Consider the following 17,381-nt stretch of genomic DNA (forward strand, 5'->3'; position numbering starts at 1 on the left):
CCCGTGACGGGCGGTCCTCACCGGCCGGTGGTCGCGAATTCGTCGAGAGGCTCGACGAATTCGAGGATGCGGCGGGTGATCCGATCGGGGATCTGCTCGACGATCCCGTGGCCCGTCCCCGGGTAGATCTCGCGGTCCCGACGCTGGTCGTCAGCCACTCCGCGATCCGCCGCGTGTTCTTCTCGGATTTGCCAGACCGCGACATCGGCTTCGCCCCGTAGCGGCGCGGTCTGCACGCTGCGCCCGGCCGTCCCGATCGTGTCCAGCGCGTACACCTCCCGGTCGCGCGCCAGGTCCGCGACCACGGAGCGCCAGTACAGGCTGCTGCCGTTGACCGGATGCAGCAGCACCATCGGCGTCCGCTCCCCCACGCCCGAGCGCCGCCCGAGCGTGCTGCCGAAGGAGGTCGGGATGTCAAAAGTGTCCGCGGGCAGCGGCCATTCGGACTCGAGTGTGTCGTAGATCCGCAGGTACACCGAGCCTGCCGTGGGCCCCCGCTGCCGAGACGACGACAATGGAGCCATGAGCGGTCCGGTCACTCCGCGCAGGGTCTACGATCCGCACACACCCGAGGACGGCGCCCGGGTTCTGGTCGATCGGGTCTGGCCGCGCGGGGTGCGCAAGGACGACCTCGCTCCCGTGGAGTGGTTGAAGGACGTCGCGCCCTCGACCGAGCTGCGCAGGTGGTACGGCCACGACCCCGAGCGGTTCGCCGAGTTCCGGCGCCGGTACCTGGCCGAATTGCGCACGAGCCCGGCACGCGAAGCCGTCGAGCACCTGCGCCGCGCGGTCGCCGACGGACCGGTGACCTTGCTGACGGCCACCCGGGACCTCGAGCACAGCCAGGCCGCGGTGCTGGCCGAGGTGCTCCGCCGCCGCCCGACCCGAAGCACCCGCCAGGACGACACGGAAGCCTGACGGCACCCACCGCTCAGGGTGCGATACCGGTCAGGGAGAAGAATTCCTGGCGCGATCTCGGGTCCTCGCGCAGTGTGCCGAGCATGGTGGAGGTGACCGTGCTGGTGCCGACGGCTTGCACGCCGCGCAACGTCATACAGGTGTGCTCGGCGTCGATCACGACGCCGACCCCGCGCGGGCGCAGGTGTTCGGCCAGCCAGTCGGCGACCTGCTTGGTGAGCCGTTCCTGCACCTGCGGGCGGCGGGAGAAGTGCTCGACCACGCGCGCCAGTTTCGACAGGCCGAGGATGCGGTCGCCGGGCAGGTAGCCGACGTGCGCGACGCCGACGAACGGCAGCAGGTGATGCTCGCACACCGAACGCAGCGGGATGCGGCGCGCGAGAACGAGCTCGTCGTAGCCTTCCTCGTTGGGAAAGGTGGTCAGATCGAACGACCGCGGGGTGAACAGCTCGGCGTAGGCCCGCGCCATGCGGCCCGGCGTGGCGCGCAGGTGTTCGTCGTCGAGGGAGACGCCGAGGGCGGCGAGGAAGTCGGCGGCCGCGCGTTCGGCGGCGGTCAGATCGATCGCACCGGAATCGGGCACGACCCGTAGCGCGGGGTGGGACACGGTCAGTTCCCCACTTCCAGCGCCGTCGCCAGCACCAGGATCACGGTCGCGACGGCGAAGACACCGTGGCCGAGCACGACCACGACCGGAAAGTGCCGTTCGGGTGGGCCGTCGGCGGCGGCCGCCGCGTCGCGCTCTCGCCGCACCGGCAGCCAGCGCAGCAGCATCACCGCGCCGAGCAGCGCGACCGGGAGCAGCAGCACGAAGGCGATCCACGCCAGCGCGTCGTGATCGGTGAGCAGGTAGACGATCCAGACGATCAGGCCCGCCACCGCGAGCAGCAGGTGGCCGAACAGCACCGGCGGCGGTAGATGTGTCGTGCGCGGCTGGCGCGCTCCGCCTTTGGCGATCCAGACGGCGAACATCAGCAGGCCGCCCGCGGCGGTGAGTATCCAGAGGATCAAGGCGGCGATGCCCATGATCAGCTCCTCGAGGGTCGATGGGTCAGTGCTGGAAACCGGTGGCCTGGACGGACTCCTCGGCCACGCGCACGCCGTAGCGGTAGGCGAGTTTGCCGCCCAGATACCCGGACACGGCGACGGTGAGCAGGCCGAGCAGGCTCAGCAGCAGTGGGCCGAGCGCGACGGCGCCGTGCGGGCCGTCGCCGCTGCGCCGCCAGAGGAACCCGGCGGCGTAGGCGAGCACGACGGCGACGTTGAGGCTCATGTGCACCAGGACGGTGCGGAAGGCCGGTGTGCCGGTGGGAATCGCCGCCAGGTCGAGCAGTCCGACCGCCGCGGCGGCGAGCGCGCCGAGGATGCCGATCGCGATGAGCCAGGACGCGCCCTGCGCCAGGAAGTCGGGGTCGTCGACCACGTGGGAGGCGAGGTCGAACACCGAGGCCGCGATCCAGGCGCCGATCGGCACGGTCACCAGGATCGGGTGGAACGGATGCCCGTAGGGCCCGGCCAGGGCGGCGCTCACCGGGCGTTTGGCTCGATCCATGTCGCTGGTCACGATGGCCTCCTCGGATGGGCTATTTCACCAAAAAGTATTGGCGTTATCAACGCCGGGGTCAAGACCACGCACCACACCGGCTTCCATCTCGGTTTCCGACATCACGTATTGGCGTTATCGTGGTTCGATGACCGATGATTCGGCGATCGGCGCCGTCGCCGCACTCGACGACGAGCTGCGCCGCGGGATGTTCCGCTTCATCCGCCGGATGCGCAGGCCGGTGACGCGCGACGAGGCCGCCGCCGAAGTCGGCATCTCCCGCAAGCTCGCGGCGTTCCATCTCGACAAGCTCGTCGACGCGGGCCTGTTGCGGGCCCGCTACGAATCCCCCGGTGGCGTCCGGCGGGTGGGCCGCGCCCCGAAGGTGTACGAACCGGCCGAGACCGAGGTGCAGGTCAGCATCCCCGAGCGGCGATACGAGGTGCTCGCGGAGATCCTGATGGGCGCCGTGCTGGACGAGGGTTCCGGCGAGCGCGCGCGAGACGCGGCGATGCGGGTCGCGGCCCGGCACGGCACCGAACTCGGTGAGCGCGAACGTGCCCGGGTACGGCCCGGCAGGCTCGGCCCCGAGCGTGCGCTCACGCTGGTGCAGGAACTCCTCGCCGCGCAGGGGTTCGAGCCGAGCCGCGACGGTGCCGGCGAGGTCCGCCTGCGCAATTGCCCGTTCCACCCGCTCGCGCGGCGCGAACCCGAGCTGGTGTGCGGGCTCAACCACGCCTACTGTGCCGGAATGCTCGCCGGACTGGCGGCCGACTCGGTCGAGGCCGTGCTCGCGCCCCGCGCCGGAGAGTGTTGCGTGGCACTGCGCGCGGTCGATTCCTGACACCACCCAGCCCGCGGACGCCTTCGACGCCCGGCATCCCTCCCTCGGCCGCCGACTCCGCCGCCGGGCGTTTCGGCGGGGCCCCGGTTCGACGTCGGCCGCCATCCGGGCCGCGGTCCGCGCGATCGGCGCGACTCGAGCCCCGCCGGCGCGCCGACGGGCGCCGGTTAGGGTAGACCGCATGTCCGACGTGCGCGCCAGTTACCTCACCGACGGGGCCGAGATCTATCGGCGCTCGTTCGCGACCATCCGCGCGGAGGCCGACCTGAGCGGCTTCCCCACGGACGTCGCGCGGGTGGCGGTGCGGATGATCCACGGGTGCGGGCAGGTCGACCTGGCCGGTGACATCGCCTACTCCCCCGGCGTGGTGGCCGCGGCGCGGGCGGCCTTGCGAGCGGGCGCACCGATCCTGTGCGATGCGAACATGGTCGCCGCCGGTGTCACGCGACGGCGGCTGCCCGCCGACAACGAGGTGATCTGCCTGCTGCGCGATCCCCGGGTGCCGGAGCTGGCCGCGCGACTGGGCACCACGAGGTCGGCGGCGGCGCTGGAACTCTGGCGGGACCGGCTCGCGGGCGCCGTGGTCGCCGTCGGCAACGCCCCGACGGCACTGTTCCACCTGCTCGACATGCTCGACGCGGGCGCGCCGCGACCGGCCGCGGTGCTGGGCATCCCGGTCGGCTTCGTCGGCGCCGCCGAGTCCAAGCAGGCGCTGATCGAGCACGGCGGCGTCGAGTACCTCACCGTGCGCGGCAGGCGCGGCGGCAGCGCCATCACCGCCTCCGCGCTGAATGCGATTGCGAGCGACGAGGAATGAGCACGAACGGGCACGCCCCGGGCAAGCTGTGGGGCGTCGGGCTCGGGCCGGGCGATCCCGAATTGGTGACGGTCAAGGCGGCGCGGGTGATCGCCGCCGCCGACGTGATCGCCTTCCACAGCGCCCGGCACGGACGCAGCATCTCCCGCGGCATCGCCGCGCCGTACATGCGGCCGGGCCAGCTGGAGGAGCACCTGATCTATCCGGTCACCACCGAGACCACCGACCACCCCGGCGGCTATCAGGGCGCGATCGACGAGTTCTACGCCGAGGCCGCCGAACGGCTCGCCACCCACCTGGCCGCGGGCCGCTCCGTCGCCCTGCTGGCGGCCGGTGACCCGCTGTTCTACAGCTCCTACATGCACATGCACCGCAGGCTCGCGGACCGGTTCGAGGCCGAGATCATTCCCGGCATCACCTCGGTGAGCGCGGCCTCGGCCGCGCTGGGGACGCCGCTGGTGGAGGGCGAGCAGGTGCTCACCGTGCTGCCCGGCACCATGCCCGTCGACGAGCTCACCCGCCGCCTGCGCGACACCGACGCCGCCGCCATCATGAAACTCGGGCGCACCTATCCCGGTGTGCGCCAGGCTCTTTCCGAGGCAGGCCGACTCGACGACGCCTACTACGTGGAGCGGGCGAGCAGCGACCGGGAGCGCGTGCTGCGAGCGGGCGAGGTGGACGACGCGGACGTGCCGTACTTCTCCATCACCCTCGTGCCCGGCCCGCGCCCGACGACACCGTTGCCGCGCGTGGACGCCGGACCGCGCGCCGCGTCCGCCCGCCGCGAGGACGCCCCGGCCGAGCCCGCCACCCTTCCGGACTCCGCCCCGTCGTCGCCCACCGTCGGCGAGGTCGTCGTGGTCGGCCTCGGCCCGGGCAACCCCGAATGGACCACCCCCGAGGTCCGCGAGGCCTTGGCCGCCGCGACCGATCTCGTCGGCTACACCACCTACATCGATCGCGTCCCGCATCGCCCCGGCCAGCGCAGGCACGCCAGCGACAACCGCGTCGAATCCGAGCGCGCCGCGATGGCGCTCGATCTCGCGCTGCGCGGTGCGAGGGTGGCCGTGGTCTCCTCCGGCGACCCGGGCGTCTTCGCGATGGCGGCCGCCGTGCTGGAGGAATCCGCGGATCCGCGCTGGCGGGCGGTGCCGGTGCGGGTGCTGCCCGGCCTCACCGCGGCGAACGCGGTGGCCAGCCGGGTCGGTGCACCGCTGGGCCACGACTACGCGATGATCTCGCTGTCGGACCGCCTCAAGCCCTGGGACGTGGTCGCCAAGCGCCTGGCCGCGGTGGCCGCCGCCGACATGGCCATCGCGATCTACAACCCGGCGTCCTCGCAACGCACCTGGCAGGTGGGCGCGATGCGCGAGCTGCTGCTCGAACACCGCACGCCGGACACCCCGGTGGTGATCGGCCGGGACGTGGGCGGGCCGACCGAGCGGGTGCGCGTCGTGACCCTGGCCGACTTGGATCCGGCCGAGGTCGACATGCGGACGCTGCTCATCATCGGCGCCTCGACCACGGCCACGGTCGACTCCGCCCACGGCACCCGCGTCTACACCTCGCGCCGGTACGCCGACCACGCCGCGAACCCGATCGGCTAATATTCCACTATGGAATGTCGGGGCGAAAGGCACGCGCCGTGACGGCGAACGGACGCAAACCGCTCAACTCCACCGCCGCCTCACTCCTCGGCTTTCTGCACGAGGGCCCGATGTCGGGCTGGGACCTGGTGACGGTGGCGCAGGAACGGATCGGCGATTTCTGGACCATCACGCAGAGCCAGGTCTACCGGGAACTCGCCGCGATGGCCGAGGCCGGGCTGGTGGAGAAGGGCGAGGCGGGCGCGCGGGACCGCACGCCCTACCACCTCACCGAGGCGGGCCGGGCCGCCTTCCTGGAATGGGTGGTGCGCGACCCCGGCGCCGAGACGATCCGGGTGCCGCTGTTGCTGACCATGCACTTCGGCCGCCACGTCGACCCCGAGCGCCTGGCCGTCATCATCGCCGCCAACCGCGAGATCCACCAGGCCCGGCTGAACCGCTATCTCGCCGAGGAGTGCGCCGGCATGCCACCGCACCAACGCGCCACCCTCGAATTCGGCATCGGGTACGAGCGCGCGGTGCTCGCCTGGTTCGACCGCCTGCCCGAACTGCTCGGCACCTGATCAGCCGGCCGCGCGGGTACGCAGCCAGGCCAGCGCCTGGTCCGGCGTGGCGACCACGGCAGTCGCGGGCGCGGGCGCGGGCCGGTCGATCACGAGGACCGGCAGACCGAGCGCACGGGCGGCGTCGAGCTTCGCCGCGGTCTGTGCGCCGCCGCTGTTCTTGGTGACCAGGACGTCGACGCGCCGCTCGGCCATGAGCGCGGTTTCCGCTTCGACCGTGAACGGGCCCCTGGCCAGGATCAGCTCGTGCCGGGGCGGCAGCGGGGGCGCCGGGGGATCGATGGCGCGGATGAGGAACCACGGATCGGCGAGAGCGGCGAAGGCGTGCACGCCCTGACGGCCGATGGTGAGGAAGACCCGGGCGCCGAGCCCGGGCAACGCCAGGGCGGCGGAGCCCAGATCGGGCACGTGCGTCCAGCGGTCGCCGGGCCGCGCGGACCAGGCCGGGCGCTCGAGCCGCAGCAGCGGGATGCCGGTGGCGGTGGTGGCGGCAGCGGCATGGGCACCGATCACGGCGGCGAACGGGTGCGTGGCATCGACGACGACGTCGATCGCGTTGTCGCGCAACCACTCCCGCAGCCCGTCGGCGCCGCCGAAACCGCCCACCCGGACCGTGCCCGCGGGCAGCAGCGGGTCGCGGACCCGCCCGGCGAGCGAGGACACGAGCTCGAGTCCCCGCTCGCCGGAGGCGAGCTGGGCCAGCCGCCGGGCTTCCCCGGTGCCGCCCAGGATCAGGACTCTCAGGGCTGGCCGCTGAAGTAGGCGATGCCGGAGTCGATCAGCGCCGGACCGCCCGCCACGAGCAGGCCGATGACGGCCCCGATGGCCGCGCCCGGGATGACGCCGACCACCAGGCCGAGCAACCCGATCAGGCCACCGATCACGGCGCCGACCGCCGCGCCGAGCGAGGCGCGCTGCAGTTCGGCGAAGAACCACTGCTGCGCGCTGATGTCCTTGACGGCGACGACCTCGGCCTGCGGGGTGAGCGTCAGGCTGCGGCCCGCGTCGTCGACCGCGGCGACCAGGCGCACCTCGGCGCCGTTGGCGGCATCGCGCGCGGCGAGCGGGATACGGGTGACGACCTCGCCCGCGTCGTTGGTCAGCGTGACCGCCGAGCCGTCGGCGTCGAGGCTGAACGCGCCGCCGGTGACGGTCGTGACGATGGCGTTGCCCGCCGCGGTGAGCGCGGCGGTGTAGTCGACGCCCTTGTCCACGCCGCGGGCGGCCGGCGGGGCCTGCTCCTGCGCGGCGGGCGGCACCGACGGATCGGCGTAGCTGGTGCCCGCGGTGACGCCGGTGGCGGCGACGGCGAGCAGCGCGGTGGCGGCGAACTTCTTGTACTTCATGAATCTCCCAAGATGACACGGAATTCCGATAACGATCGGATCACGCGTCCGACCCTACCGCCGCCGCGCCGGTGTTTCACGCTTTCACCACCGACCACTGCGCGACCGGCAGCTGCGGGCGCCAGGCGGTGAAACCGCCGAGCGGCTCGGCGCGATAGATCTGGAACTTGCGCAACGCACCGCCGCGGCGCGCGGCCGAATCGACCAGCAACGCCTCGGTTTCGGCGGTGACGGCGTTGGCGACGAGCCGGCCGCCGGGACGCAGCCGATCCCAGCAAGTATCGAGCAGACCGTCCTGGGTGAGGCCGCCGCCGACGAAGATCGCGTCGGGCGCCGCTCCGGGATCGGCGGCGAGTTCGGCCATCACCTCACCACGCACCACCACCTGCGGCACGCCGAGGGCCTCGGCGTTGCGCCCGATCTGCTCGCGGCGGCGGTCCAGCCGTTCGAAGGTGACCGCCCGGCAGGCGGGGTGGGTGCGGCACCACTCGATCGCGATGCTGCCGGAGCCGCCGCCGATGTCCCACAACAGTTCCCCGGGGGCGGGTGCGAGGGCCGCGAGGGTGAGCGCGCGAACCTCGGCCTTCGTGAGCTGGCCGTCGCCGCCGAAACTCGCGTCGGGCAGGCCGGGCGTGCGGGTCAGGCGCACGGCGGCGGGGTCGGCGGCGCACTCGATCGCGACGATGTTGAGCGGATCGCCGCTGCGGCGCGGCCAGTCGGCCGCCGTGCCGGTGACGATGCGTTCGTCCGGGCCGCCGAGTTGTTCGAGCACGGTCAGCCGGGATCCGCCGAAACCGTTGACGCGCAACAGATGCGCGAGCGCCGCCGGGGTCGTCTCGTCGGCGCTGAGCACCAGCAGGCGTCGCCCGTCACTCAACTCCGGCAGCACACCCGCCTGCGGCCGCCCCACGACGCTCACCACCGGCACCTCGGCCAACGGCCAGCCCAGGCGCGCGCACGCCAACGACGCCGACGACGGTTGCGGCAGCACCCGCAGCGCGTCGGCGCCGAACATCCGCGCCAACGTCACCCCGATGCCGAAGAACATCGGATCGCCGGAGGCCAGCACGCCCACCCGCCGGTCCGCACAGGCGAGCAACAGCTCGCGCAGCGCGGGCAGCAGCGGCGAGGGCCAGGCCCGGCGCTGCGCCGGGCAGTCCACGGGCAGCAGGGCCAGCTGCCGGGCCGACCCGAACACGACCTCGGCCTCGGCGAGCGCGGCGCGCGCGGCCGCCCCGAGCCCGGCCCAGCCGTCCGCGCCGATCCCGACGACCGCGATGGGGCGTCCCGGCCACCCGCTCACCGCCGTCCGCTCCCCCCGCATCGGTCGAGCAGGCTCATCGCGGCATCCGCCGCCAGACGAACCGCGGCAGCAGCCGCATCCCGAAGAACACCGGCGCGAGCACCCGCGGCACCCACACCGTCTCCGCGCGCCGGCGCAGGCCGCGCTCGACCGCCTCGGCCACCTGATCGGGGGTGCTGGAGAACGGCGCCGGGTCCATGCCCTCGGTCATCCGGCCGATCACGAAACCGGGCCGCACCAGCAACAGGTGCACGCCGCTGCCGTGCAGGGCGTCCCCGAGGCCGCAGGCGAAGCCGTCCAGGCCCGCCTTGGCCGAGCCGTAGACGTAGTTGGCGCGGCGCACCCGCACCCCCGCCACCGAGCTGAACACCACGATCTGCCCGCTGCCCTGAGCGCGCAGCAGGGTCGCGACGGTGGTGAGCACGCTGACCTGGGCGAGATAGTCGGTGTGCACGACCGCCAGCGCGTGCGCGGGGTCGTGTTCGGCGCGGGCCTGGTCGCCCAGGACACCGAAGGCCAGCACCACCACCCCGAGCGGGCCGTGTTCGGCGGCGATCTTCTCCAGCAGGGCCGGGTGGCTCGCGGTGTCGTCGGCATCGAATTCGACGGTGTGCACCGCGCCGGCCCCGGCCGCACGCACCGCGGCGCTCTCCTCGGCCAGCTCGCCGCTGCGCCGCGCCGCCAGAATCACCGTCCGCCCCGGGGCCAGCCGCTGCGCGATCCGCACACCCATCTCACTGCGTCCACCGAGCAGCAGCACCGCGCCCGCGTCGATCTCTCGCGATCCCATGCGGCCCAGTCTGTCATCCCGGCCACCCGCCGCCACCCGCGCACCGGCTACCGTCGACGGATGCCGACCACCACCGCCGAACTGACGCCCGCCGCCACCGCATTCGTCGCCGAGCGGCACCTGGCCACCCTCACCACGCTGCGGGCCGACGGCACCCCGCACGTGGTCGCCGTCGGATTCACCTGGGACCCCGAGGCCGGGATCGCCCGGATCATCACCAACGACGGCTCGGTGAAGGTGCGCAACGTGCGCCGCTCCGGCTACGCGGCCGTCAGCCAGGTCGACGGCGCGCGCTGGCTCACCCTCGAGGGCCCGGCCACCGTCCTGGACGACCCGGACAGCGTCGCCGACGCCGAACACCGCTACGCGGGCCGCTACCGGGTGCCGCGGGAGAACCCGACCCGCGTCGTCATCGCCATCCGGGTGGCCAAGGTGCTGTCGTCGAGCACGCTGCGCTGACACCGGGTCGCGGGTCCGCCCGGCCGAATCGATCCCCGCTCAGAGCACCGTGAGCCCGTGTGGGCGGTTGTTCATCGACTCGCAGCCGTCCTCGGTGACCACCACGATGTCCTCGATCCGGGCACCCCACTCCCCGCGGAAGTAGATGCCCGGTTCGATGCTGAACGCCATGCCCGGGCGCAGCGGCAGGTCGTTGCCCGCCACGATGTAGGGCTCCTCGTGCACCGACAGCCCGATGCCGTGCCCGGTGCGGTGCACGAACGCGTCACCGAAACCGGCCTCGGTCAACAGGTTCCGCGCGGCCGCGTCCACCGACTCGGCGGTGACGCCGGGCCGGACCGCGGCCACCGCCGCGGCCTGGGCACGCTCGAGCTCGGCGAACCGGGCCGCGATCTCGGAGGCGGGTTCGCCCATCGAATAGGTGCGGGTGCAGTCGGAGAAGTAGCCGGGCTCCACCGGGCCGCCGATATCGATCACCACCACGTCACCGCGCTCGATCCGCCGCTGGGACACCCCGTGGTGCGGGTCGGCGCCGTGCGGGCCGCTGCCGACGATGACGAAATCGGCCTCCAGATGCCCCTCCTCGACGAGCGCGGCCGCGATGTCGGCGCCCACCTCCGCCTCGGTGCGGCCGACCTGGAGGAACTCCCCCATCCTGGCGTGCACGCGGTCGATGGCGGCGCCCGCCCGGCGCAACGCCTCGATCTCGGCGGCGTCCTTGATCATCCGCAGCTCCCGCAGCACCGGCGTCGCCGAGACCGGCAGGCCGCTGAACGAGGCCGCCAGCGGGATCAGGTGCAGCGCGGGCATCGCGTCGGCCACCGCTACGCGGGACCCGGCGTGCAGGGTCGACCGCACCAGCTGATAGGGGTCCACACCATCGACCCAGTCCAGCACCCGCAGGCCCAGCTCGCCCACCGCCGAATCGGCCAGCGCGGCCAGCTCCAGCTTCGGGATCACCACCGACGGGGTCGCGCCGTCGGAGGTGATCACCAGGCAGGTCAGCCGTTCGAAGGACTGGGCGGCCGAACCGACGAGGTAGCGCAGATCGGGGCCGGGGGTGATGAGCAGGGCGTCGAGGTGCGCGGCGCGCATCGACTCCACGGCCCGCTCCAACCGGTCGGCGTAGACATCCGCGGCGAACCTGGCGTGCGTGTGCGAACTCATACCAGTCGACGTTACCCGCCGCGGCACCGATCGACCCGCCGTGGCGAGTGGTGGATCCGGCGTCGGTGCCCGGCGGTAATCTCGGCCCGTGACCCCTGCTGCGACGACCCCCGCTGCGACAACGCCCGGCCCGCTGCTGTTGCTGGACGGCGCCAGTCTCTGGTTCCGCGCCTTCCACGCCATCCCGGACAAGCTCACCGCCCCCGACGGGCGGTCGGTCAACGCGGTGCGCGGCTTCACCGACATGGTCGCCTCGCTGATCACCCGATTCGGGCCGGGCAGGCTGGTCGTCGCGCTCGACCTGGACTGGCGGCCCGCCTTCCGGGTCGAGCTGGTGCCCTCCTACAAGACCCACCGCCTCGACCCCTCCGGCGACCCGACCGCCGAACTGGTGCCCGACCGGCTCACCCCCCAGGTGGACATGATCCTGGACGTGCTCGCCGCCGCGGGCATCGCCACCGGCGGCGCCGCCGGGCTCGAGGCCGACGACGTGCTCGGCACCCTCGCCGACCGGGAACGCGACGACGATGTGGTGGTCGTCAGCGGCGACCGCGACCTGCTGCAACTGGTCCGCGACGACCCCGCCCCGCCGGTGCGCGTGTTCTACGCCGGACGCGGCCTGGCCAAAGCCGAGCTGTTCGGCCCCGCCGAGGTGTCGGCCAAGTACGGTGTGCCGCTGGAGAACGCCGGCCCCGCCTACGCCGACATGGCGACCCTGCGCGGCGACGCCTCCGACGGGCTGCCCGGCGTGCCCGGGATCGGCGACAAGTCGGCGGCCACGCTGATCTCCCGCTTCGGGTCGCTGGAGGCGCTGTGCGCGGCCGTCGAGGACGCCGACGCCGACCTCGCTCCCGGCGTCCGCGCGAAACTCCGTGCCGCCGAGGACTATCTGAAAGCCGCCGCACCGGTGGTGCGCGTGGTGCGCGACGCCACCGTCGACCTGTCGCGTCCCGACACCCTGCCCACCGAGCCCGCCGACCGCGACCGCCTGCTCGACCTCGGCACGCGCTACAACGCCGAGAGCCCGGTCCAGCGGCTGATCAAGGCCATGGCCGCACCGCGGGGGTGAGACCGGGCGACACCGCGCGCACGACCGAGCCCGCGGACGCCTGATCGACCAGACCGTTCCGCGGGCTCGAATCCCCTGCCCCCGGCCGCTCGCGCGGCCGTCGGTGATCACTCAGTTGGGGCGGCCGACCTCGTAGGTGCCGTCGTCCTTGGTGATCTTGATGTTGACCTTCTTCTGCTCGCCGCTGACCTTCAGGGTGCACTCGAAGGTCGCGTCGACCTCGACCTTCTGGCCGGACGGGCAGGAGACGTCGGAGACGTCGGTGATGCCGTAAGAGTCGGTGAGGACCTGCTTCACCCCGTCCTGGACGGCGGCCTGGTCCAGCTTGTCGGTGGCGGTGAGCAGCAGCACCAAGGCGACGATGCCGCCGAGCACCAGCACGCCGACCGCGGCCAGGCCGATGATCAGGCCCTTCTTGCCGCCACCCGAACGCGGCGGCTGCTGACCCGGCTGCCCCCACTGCTGCTGCGGCTGCCCGGGCTGACCCCACTGCGGCGGCTGACCCGGCTGCCCCGGCGCAGGCTGACCCCACTGGGCCTGCGGCTGCCCCGGCGTCTGGCCCCACTGCTGCTGCGGCTGCGCGGGCTGACCCCACTGCTGCTGCGGCTGGCCCGGCGTCTGCGACCACTGCTGCTGGGCCTGCTGGTTCGGGTCACCCCACTGCTGGGTGGGCTGCGACGGAGGGTTCTGGCCACCCCACTGCTGGGTCGGGCCCGCGCCACCGGGCGCCTGCTGTCCGCCCCACACTTGGGTGGGATCGTTGCGTCCCTCCCCGGGGTCGTTCGGTCCGTACGGGCCGCTCATCTGATTGCCTCCACTCGCATCGTTATTCATACGGTAGCCCCCCGCCGGCGTCTCGTCGCACAGCACGACTCCTCCGCCTCGGTCGGTACGCGAAAGAAATCAAATCACAACCGAATCCGCTATGCGGCGTCCACCGCCACGACACCCCGCCGGATGGCACGCACCGCCTTGGCCGCCGTGCTCGCCACCTCGGTGTCGTCGGCGGTGCCCTGGATCTGGTCGAGCAGGTCGATCACCTGCCTGCACCAGCGCACGAAATCGCCCGCCGAGAGCGGCACGCCCTGATCGCCGCCGGCCAGCAACGCCTCGGCCAATCCGTCCCCGCGCGCCCACTTGTAGACGCCGGTGACGAAACCGAGGTCCGGCTCCCGGGTGGGCGGCAGCTTGTGCCTGGCCTCGTCGGTGCGCAGCTCGCTCCACACGTCCACGGTCGCGCCGACCGCCCGCCGCACCGGCGGTGTCGGACCCGCCGGGCCCAGATAGCCGCCCTCCTGGCGGGATTCGTACACCAGCACCGACACCACCCCGGCCAGCTCGGCCGGCCCGAGCCCGCGCCACACCCCGCGGCGCAGGCATTCGGCGACCACCAGGTCGCTCTCGGCGTAGATCCGGGCCAGCCTGCGCCCGTCGGCGGTCACCTCGCCCTCGTGCACGAAACCGCGCTCCTCCAGCAATCCGAGGATGCGGTCGAAGGTGCGCGCCAGCGAGTTGGTGGTGGCGGCGACCTTCTGGCGCATGGTCTCGGTCTCGCGCAGCATCCGGTTGTAGCGTTCGCCGATGCGGCTGAGCTGTTCGCGGTCGGGCCGCGCATGCGCCGGATGGGCACGCAAGCTGCGGCGCAGGGTGGCCAGCTCGCGGTCCTCGGCGGCGTCGGAGTGCCTGCCCCGGCGCTGCCTGCCCGGCGCGGTGATCCCGGTGCTGCGCAGCGCCGAAGCCAGGTCGCGGCGGGCGCGCGCGGTGCGGTGGTCGACGCGCCGCGGCAGCCGCATGTGGCCCAGCGCCTCGGCGGGCACGGGGAAGTCCGCCACCGACACCCGCCCGGCCCACTTGTCCTCGGTGAGCACCAGCGGACGCGGATCGTGCGGGGTGGCGTCGGGTTCGAGGATCACCGCCAGGCCGGCACGGCGCCCCGACGGAATCGCGACCACGTCACCGCGCCGCAGCGTGGTCAGTGCCCGTACCGCGGCGCCGCGGCGGTCGGCCCGGCTCTGCTGCGCCAGCTGCCGCTCGCGCTGCTTGATGCGTTCGCGCAGCGCGATGTAGTCCAGGAAGCCGCCCTCGGCGCCGCCGAGCTGATCGCGCAACCTGGCCAGCTGTGCCTCGTTGCGCTCGATGCCACGCACCAGGCCCACCACCGAGCGGTCGGCCTGGAACTGCGCGAAGGAGCGCTCCAGCAGTGCCCGCGCCTCCGCCGCGCCCATCCGGTCGATGAGGTTGATCGACATGTTGTAGCCGGGCCGGAACGAACTGCGCAGCGGATAGGTGCGGGTCGAGGCCAGACCGGCGACCGCGCTGGTGTCGACCTCCGGCTGCCACAGCACCACGGCGTGGCCCTCGACGTCGATCCCGCGCCGCCCGGCGCGTCCGGTGAGCTGGGTGTACTCCCCCGGGGTGAGTTCGGCGTGCGATTCGCCGTTGAACTTCACCAGCCGCTCGAGCACCACCGTGCGCGCGGGCATGTTGATGCCGAGCGCCAGCGTCTCGGTGGCGAAGACCGCGCGGACCAGCCCGCGCACGAACAACTCCTCGACGGTGTGCCGGAACGCGGGCAGCATGCCCGCGTGGTGGGCGGCCAGGCCGCGGTGCAGCGCCTCGCGCCACTCCCAGTAGCCGAGCACCTCCAGGTCGGACTTCGGCAGTTCGCCGGTGTGCTTCTCGATGATCGCGTCGACCTCGTCGGCGTCCTCGGGACGGCTCAGGTCCAGCCGCGACCGCAGGCACTGCGCCAACGCCCCGTCGCACCCCGCGCGGCTGAAGATGAACGTGATCGCCGGCAGCAGCCCTTCCTCGTCGAGCCGGGCCAGCACCTCCGGTCGCGGCAGCGGGCGGAAGTCGCGCCGCGGCCCGCCGCGACCGCGCGGACCGCCCCAGCCGTTGATCCGGTCGGCCTGCTCGCGGTGGCGGATGTAGCGCACCAGGTCCTCGTCCACGATCACCTTCTGATCACTGGACTTGGTGTCGAACAGGTCGAACATGCGCCGCCCGACCATCACGTGCTGCCACAGCGGCACCGGGCGCGTCTCGTCCACGACGACGGCGGTGTCACCGCGCACGGTCTCCATCCACGCGCCGAACTCCTCGGCGTTGCTGACCGTCGCCGACAGGCTGACCAGGCGCACGTCGGCGGGCAGGTGCAGGATGACCTCCTCCCACACCGCGCCACGGAACCGGTCGGCCAGGTAGTGCACCTCGTCCATCACCACGTAGGACAGCCCGCGCAGCGCGTCCGAGGACGCGTAGAGCATGTTGCGCAGCACCTCGGTGGTCATCACCACCACCGGCGCGTCCGGGTTGATCGACTGGTCGCCGGTGAGCAGGCCGACGCTCGCACGCCCGTACCGGCGGGTGAGGTCGGCGAACTTCTGATTCGACAGGGCCTTGATCGGGGTGGTGTAGAAGCACTTGCCGCCGGACACCAGCGCCAGATGCACCGCGAACTCACCGACGACGGTCTTGCCCGCGCCGGTGGGCGCGCACACCAGCACGCCGTGCCCGGCCTCCAGCGCCTGACACGCTTCGCGCTGGAACGGGTCCAGATCGAACGACAGCTCCTGGGAGAACCTGGCCAGCTCGCCTGTGCGGGACCGGTTGATCGTCACCGTTCAGAGCGTATCGGAGTAGTCCGACACCGGGCGTGCCGATTTTCCGGCCGGCTCGCCGAAGGCAGCGGCCGGGTCGATCGGCTCGGGCTGCTCGATCGGTGACGCCTCGTCGTCGGCCAGCGCCGCCATCGCCGCCTTGCGCGCGCGGCGCCGGTCGGTGAGCCGCGCGATCTGCACCGCCACCTCGAACAGGATGGTCAGCGCGAACGCCAGTGCCAGCATCGAGAACGGGTCCTGCGGGGTCACCACCGCGGCGAAGCAGAACAGGCCGAAGATGATGCCGCGCCGCCAGGCCTTGAGCTTGTCGTAGGTGAGCACGCCGACGGCGTTGAGCCCGATGATCAACAGCGGCGTCTCGAAGCTGACGCCGAAGATGATCAGCAGCTGGATGATGAAGCCGAAGTACTGCGCACCGCTCAGCGCGGTGATCTGGGCGTTGTTGCCGATCTCGAGCAGAAAGCTCAACGCGTGCGCGACGACCACGTACGCCAGCACCGCACCGGCGGTGAACAGCACACTGCCCGCGGTGACGAAGCTGATCGCGTACTTGCGTTCCTTGGCGTAGAGGCCGGGGGTGATGAACGCCCACAGCTGGTACAGCCAGATCGGCGTGGCCAGCACGACACCGGCGGTGAAGCCGACCTTGAGGCGCAGCATGAACTGCTCGAACGGGGCGGTCGCCAGCAGGCGGCAGGCACCGTCGGGGGTCAGCGTCGCGCGTGCCTCCGGCGGCAGGGAACAGTACGGACCGATCAGCATGTCGCCGAGGCTCGGAATCGGCCCGAGGGTGTGCGCGTACCAGAAGAAGCCGAAGATCGTGGTCAGCAGCACGGCCGCGATCGACTTCAGCAGCCTGCTGCGCAACTCCTGCAGGTGTTCGACCAACGACATGGTGCCGTCGGGATTCGTCCTGCGCCTGCTGCGCCGAGGATCGAACGGGATTCGCATCGAAGTGGTTGCCCCTGTGCTCGAGCGCCGCGGGTGGGCGAACGCCTGTTTCTACCGCCGAACAGCACTGACCGGGGTGAGCGGCGGCTCACCCCGGTGGGAGCATTCGACTCAGGCCGACTTCTGCTCGGCCTGGTTGACCGGCTGGGCCGGGGCCTGCGCGGGCTGCGCCGGCGGCAACTGCTGCGCGGGCTGCTGCACCGGCGCGGCATTCGCCTGCGGGGTCTCGTGCTGCATCTGGTTGACCTCGCTCTTGAAGATCCGCAGCGAGCGCCCGAGCCCACGGGCCGCGTCCGGCAGCCGCTTGGCACCGAAGAGCACCACGAACAGCAGCGCGATGATCAGCAGGTGCGTCCAGCTGAACGTGCCTGACATCTGTAC

Annotated in this window: 20 protein-coding genes; 7 read left to right on the plus strand and 13 right to left on the minus strand. The window is 72.5% G+C overall.

Annotation, left to right across the window (positions count from 1 at the left end; translation table 11 throughout):
• Positions 1 to 17 precede the first annotated feature (17 nt).
• Positions 18 to 476, minus strand: coding sequence for a hypothetical protein (locus CRM89_RS08855; protein ID WP_098083725.1), 459 nt, complete (start codon positions 474 to 476; stop codon positions 18 to 20).
• 46 nt (positions 477 to 522) lie between these two features.
• Here CRM89_RS08855 and CRM89_RS08860 point away from each other — a divergent pair, with 46 nt between their 5' ends.
• Positions 523 to 918 (plus strand): DUF488 domain-containing protein, encoded by a 396-nt coding sequence (locus CRM89_RS08860; protein ID WP_098083726.1) that lies wholly within the window; start codon positions 523 to 525, stop codon positions 916 to 918.
• Positions 919 to 931: 13 nt separating this feature from the next.
• Here CRM89_RS08860 and folE read toward each other — a convergent pair whose 3' ends face one another.
• The 3 genes from folE to CRM89_RS08875 are packed head-to-tail and all read right to left on the minus strand — an operon-like array spanning position 932 to position 2,482.
• Positions 932 to 1,525: a GTP cyclohydrolase I FolE gene (gene folE / locus CRM89_RS08865; RefSeq protein ID WP_086842888.1), complete on the minus strand. Its 594-nt coding sequence runs from the start codon at positions 1,523 to 1,525 to the stop codon at positions 932 to 934.
• Positions 1,526 to 1,527: 2 nt separating this feature from the next.
• Positions 1,528 to 1,944: a hypothetical protein gene (locus CRM89_RS08870; protein WP_098083727.1), complete on the minus strand. Its 417-nt coding sequence runs from the start codon at positions 1,942 to 1,944 to the stop codon at positions 1,528 to 1,530.
• Between the two features lie 25 nt (positions 1,945 to 1,969).
• Positions 1,970 to 2,482 (minus strand): DUF2231 domain-containing protein, encoded by a 513-nt coding sequence (locus CRM89_RS08875; protein ID WP_216641967.1) that lies wholly within the window; start codon positions 2,480 to 2,482, stop codon positions 1,970 to 1,972.
• A gap of 127 nt (positions 2,483 to 2,609) precedes the next feature.
• On the opposite strand from CRM89_RS08875, the gene CRM89_RS08880 reads away from it, so the two are divergent.
• The 4 genes from CRM89_RS08880 (at position 2,610) to CRM89_RS08895 (ending at position 6,292) form a co-directional block, all read left to right on the plus strand.
• Entirely contained in the window at positions 2,610 to 3,305 is a 696-nt protein-coding gene (locus CRM89_RS08880; RefSeq protein ID WP_060590706.1) for a metalloregulator ArsR/SmtB family transcription factor, read from the plus strand.
• 181 nt (positions 3,306 to 3,486) lie between these two features.
• On the plus strand, positions 3,487 to 4,122 hold the full coding sequence (locus CRM89_RS08885; protein ID WP_098083728.1) for a precorrin-8X methylmutase: 636 nt from the start codon (positions 3,487 to 3,489) through the stop codon (positions 4,120 to 4,122).
• On the plus strand, positions 4,119 to 5,729 hold the full coding sequence (locus CRM89_RS08890; RefSeq protein ID WP_098083729.1) for a precorrin-2 C(20)-methyltransferase: 1,611 nt from the start codon (positions 4,119 to 4,121) through the stop codon (positions 5,727 to 5,729). The genes CRM89_RS08885 and CRM89_RS08890 overlap by 4 nt, the downstream gene beginning before the upstream one ends.
• 14 nt (positions 5,730 to 5,743) lie before the next feature.
• Complete coding sequence (locus CRM89_RS08895) at positions 5,744 to 6,292, plus strand: PadR family transcriptional regulator (protein WP_060590703.1); 549 nt, start codon at positions 5,744 to 5,746, stop codon at positions 6,290 to 6,292.
• Here the strand turns inward: CRM89_RS08895 and CRM89_RS08900 are convergent, their stop codons facing one another.
• The 4 genes from CRM89_RS08900 to CRM89_RS08915 form a co-directional block, all read right to left on the minus strand.
• Positions 6,293 to 7,036: a cobalt-precorrin-6A reductase gene (locus tag CRM89_RS08900; RefSeq protein WP_172964618.1), complete on the minus strand. Its 744-nt coding sequence runs from the start codon at positions 7,034 to 7,036 to the stop codon at positions 6,293 to 6,295.
• A complete protein-coding gene (locus tag CRM89_RS08905; RefSeq protein ID WP_098083730.1) occupies positions 7,033 to 7,638 on the minus strand; it encodes a hypothetical protein in 606 nt (201 codons plus the stop codon). Before CRM89_RS08905 ends, CRM89_RS08900 begins: the two co-directional genes overlap by 4 nt.
• Positions 7,639 to 7,714: 76 nt before the next feature.
• On the minus strand, positions 7,715 to 8,962 hold the full coding sequence (gene cbiE / locus CRM89_RS08910) for a precorrin-6y C5,15-methyltransferase (decarboxylating) subunit CbiE (protein ID WP_098083731.1): 1,248 nt from the start codon (positions 8,960 to 8,962) through the stop codon (positions 7,715 to 7,717).
• A 13-nt stretch (positions 8,963 to 8,975) separates the two neighbouring features.
• Positions 8,976 to 9,731, minus strand: a complete 756-nt coding sequence (locus CRM89_RS08915; protein WP_011209689.1) for an SDR family NAD(P)-dependent oxidoreductase — start codon at positions 9,729 to 9,731, stop codon at positions 8,976 to 8,978.
• A 60-nt stretch (positions 9,732 to 9,791) separates the two neighbouring features.
• On the opposite strand from CRM89_RS08915, the gene CRM89_RS08920 reads away from it, so the two are divergent.
• Complete coding sequence (locus tag CRM89_RS08920) at positions 9,792 to 10,190, plus strand: PPOX class F420-dependent oxidoreductase (RefSeq protein ID WP_011209690.1); 399 nt, start codon at positions 9,792 to 9,794, stop codon at positions 10,188 to 10,190.
• A 39-nt stretch (positions 10,191 to 10,229) separates the two neighbouring features.
• On the opposite strand, the gene CRM89_RS08925 is transcribed toward CRM89_RS08920, so the two are convergent.
• Entirely contained in the window at positions 10,230 to 11,357 is a 1,128-nt protein-coding gene (locus CRM89_RS08925) for a Xaa-Pro peptidase family protein (RefSeq protein ID WP_060590701.1), read from the minus strand.
• 88 nt (positions 11,358 to 11,445) lie between these two features.
• Between CRM89_RS08925 and CRM89_RS08930 the strand changes: the two genes are divergently transcribed.
• Complete coding sequence (locus CRM89_RS08930; RefSeq protein ID WP_060590699.1) at positions 11,446 to 12,426, plus strand: 5'-3' exonuclease H3TH domain-containing protein; 981 nt, start codon at positions 11,446 to 11,448, stop codon at positions 12,424 to 12,426.
• Positions 12,427 to 12,537: 111 nt separating this feature from the next.
• Here CRM89_RS08930 and CRM89_RS08935 read toward each other — a convergent pair whose 3' ends face one another.
• The 4 genes from CRM89_RS08935 to tatA form a co-directional block, all read right to left on the minus strand.
• Positions 12,538 to 13,230, minus strand: a complete 693-nt coding sequence (locus CRM89_RS08935) for a DUF4333 domain-containing protein (protein WP_060590696.1) — start codon at positions 13,228 to 13,230, stop codon at positions 12,538 to 12,540.
• Positions 13,231 to 13,349: 119 nt separating this feature from the next.
• On the minus strand, positions 13,350 to 16,049 hold the full coding sequence (locus CRM89_RS08940; protein ID WP_098083732.1) for an RNA helicase: 2,700 nt from the start codon (positions 16,047 to 16,049) through the stop codon (positions 13,350 to 13,352).
• A gap of 3 nt (positions 16,050 to 16,052) precedes the next feature.
• Positions 16,053 to 17,000: a twin-arginine translocase subunit TatC gene (tatC, locus tag CRM89_RS08945; protein ID WP_060590691.1), complete on the minus strand. Its 948-nt coding sequence runs from the start codon at positions 16,998 to 17,000 to the stop codon at positions 16,053 to 16,055.
• 111 nt (positions 17,001 to 17,111) lie between these two features.
• Positions 17,112 to 17,375, minus strand: a complete 264-nt coding sequence (gene tatA / locus CRM89_RS08950; protein WP_011209696.1) for a Sec-independent protein translocase subunit TatA — start codon at positions 17,373 to 17,375, stop codon at positions 17,112 to 17,114.
• Between the last annotated feature and the right edge of the window lie 6 nt (positions 17,376 to 17,381).

Origin of the sequence: Nocardia sp. FDAARGOS_372 (genome assembly GCF_002554515.1) — a bacterium.
In the GTDB taxonomy this organism is placed as follows: domain Bacteria; phylum Actinomycetota; class Actinomycetes; order Mycobacteriales; family Mycobacteriaceae; genus Nocardia; species Nocardia farcinica.

What these genes read in the sequence shown, in the direction of transcription:
- CRM89_RS08915 (WP_011209689.1), bottom strand. Translation starts at nt 9,731, where the DNA reads ATGGGATCGCGAGAGATCGACGCGGGCGCGGTGCTGCTGCTCGGTGGA.
- CRM89_RS08890 (WP_098083729.1), top strand. Translation starts at nt 4,119, where the DNA reads ATGAGCACGAACGGGCACGCCCCGGGCAAGCTGTGGGGCGTCGGGCTC.
- tatC (WP_060590691.1), bottom strand. Translation starts at nt 17,000, where the DNA reads ATGCGAATCCCGTTCGATCCTCGGCGCAGCAGGCGCAGGACGAATCCC.
- CRM89_RS08925 (WP_060590701.1), bottom strand. Translation starts at nt 11,357, where the DNA reads ATGAGTTCGCACACGCACGCCAGGTTCGCCGCGGATGTCTACGCCGAC.
- cbiE (WP_098083731.1), bottom strand. Translation starts at nt 8,962, where the DNA reads ATGCGGGGGGAGCGGACGGCGGTGAGCGGGTGGCCGGGACGCCCCATC.
- tatA (WP_011209696.1), bottom strand. Translation starts at nt 17,375, where the DNA reads ATGTCAGGCACGTTCAGCTGGACGCACCTGCTGATCATCGCGCTGCTG.
- CRM89_RS08920 (WP_011209690.1), top strand. Translation starts at nt 9,792, where the DNA reads ATGCCGACCACCACCGCCGAACTGACGCCCGCCGCCACCGCATTCGTC.
- CRM89_RS08905 (WP_098083730.1), bottom strand. Translation starts at nt 7,638, where the DNA reads ATGAAGTACAAGAAGTTCGCCGCCACCGCGCTGCTCGCCGTCGCCGCC.
- CRM89_RS08870 (WP_098083727.1), bottom strand. Translation starts at nt 1,944, where the DNA reads ATGGGCATCGCCGCCTTGATCCTCTGGATACTCACCGCCGCGGGCGGC.
- CRM89_RS08895 (WP_060590703.1), top strand. Translation starts at nt 5,744, where the DNA reads ATGTCGGGGCGAAAGGCACGCGCCGTGACGGCGAACGGACGCAAACCG.
- CRM89_RS08935 (WP_060590696.1), bottom strand. Translation starts at nt 13,230, where the DNA reads ATGAGCGGCCCGTACGGACCGAACGACCCCGGGGAGGGACGCAACGAT.
- CRM89_RS08885 (WP_098083728.1), top strand. Translation starts at nt 3,487, where the DNA reads ATGTCCGACGTGCGCGCCAGTTACCTCACCGACGGGGCCGAGATCTAT.
- CRM89_RS08880 (WP_060590706.1), top strand. Translation starts at nt 2,610, where the DNA reads ATGACCGATGATTCGGCGATCGGCGCCGTCGCCGCACTCGACGACGAG.
- CRM89_RS08860 (WP_098083726.1), top strand. Translation starts at nt 523, where the DNA reads ATGAGCGGTCCGGTCACTCCGCGCAGGGTCTACGATCCGCACACACCC.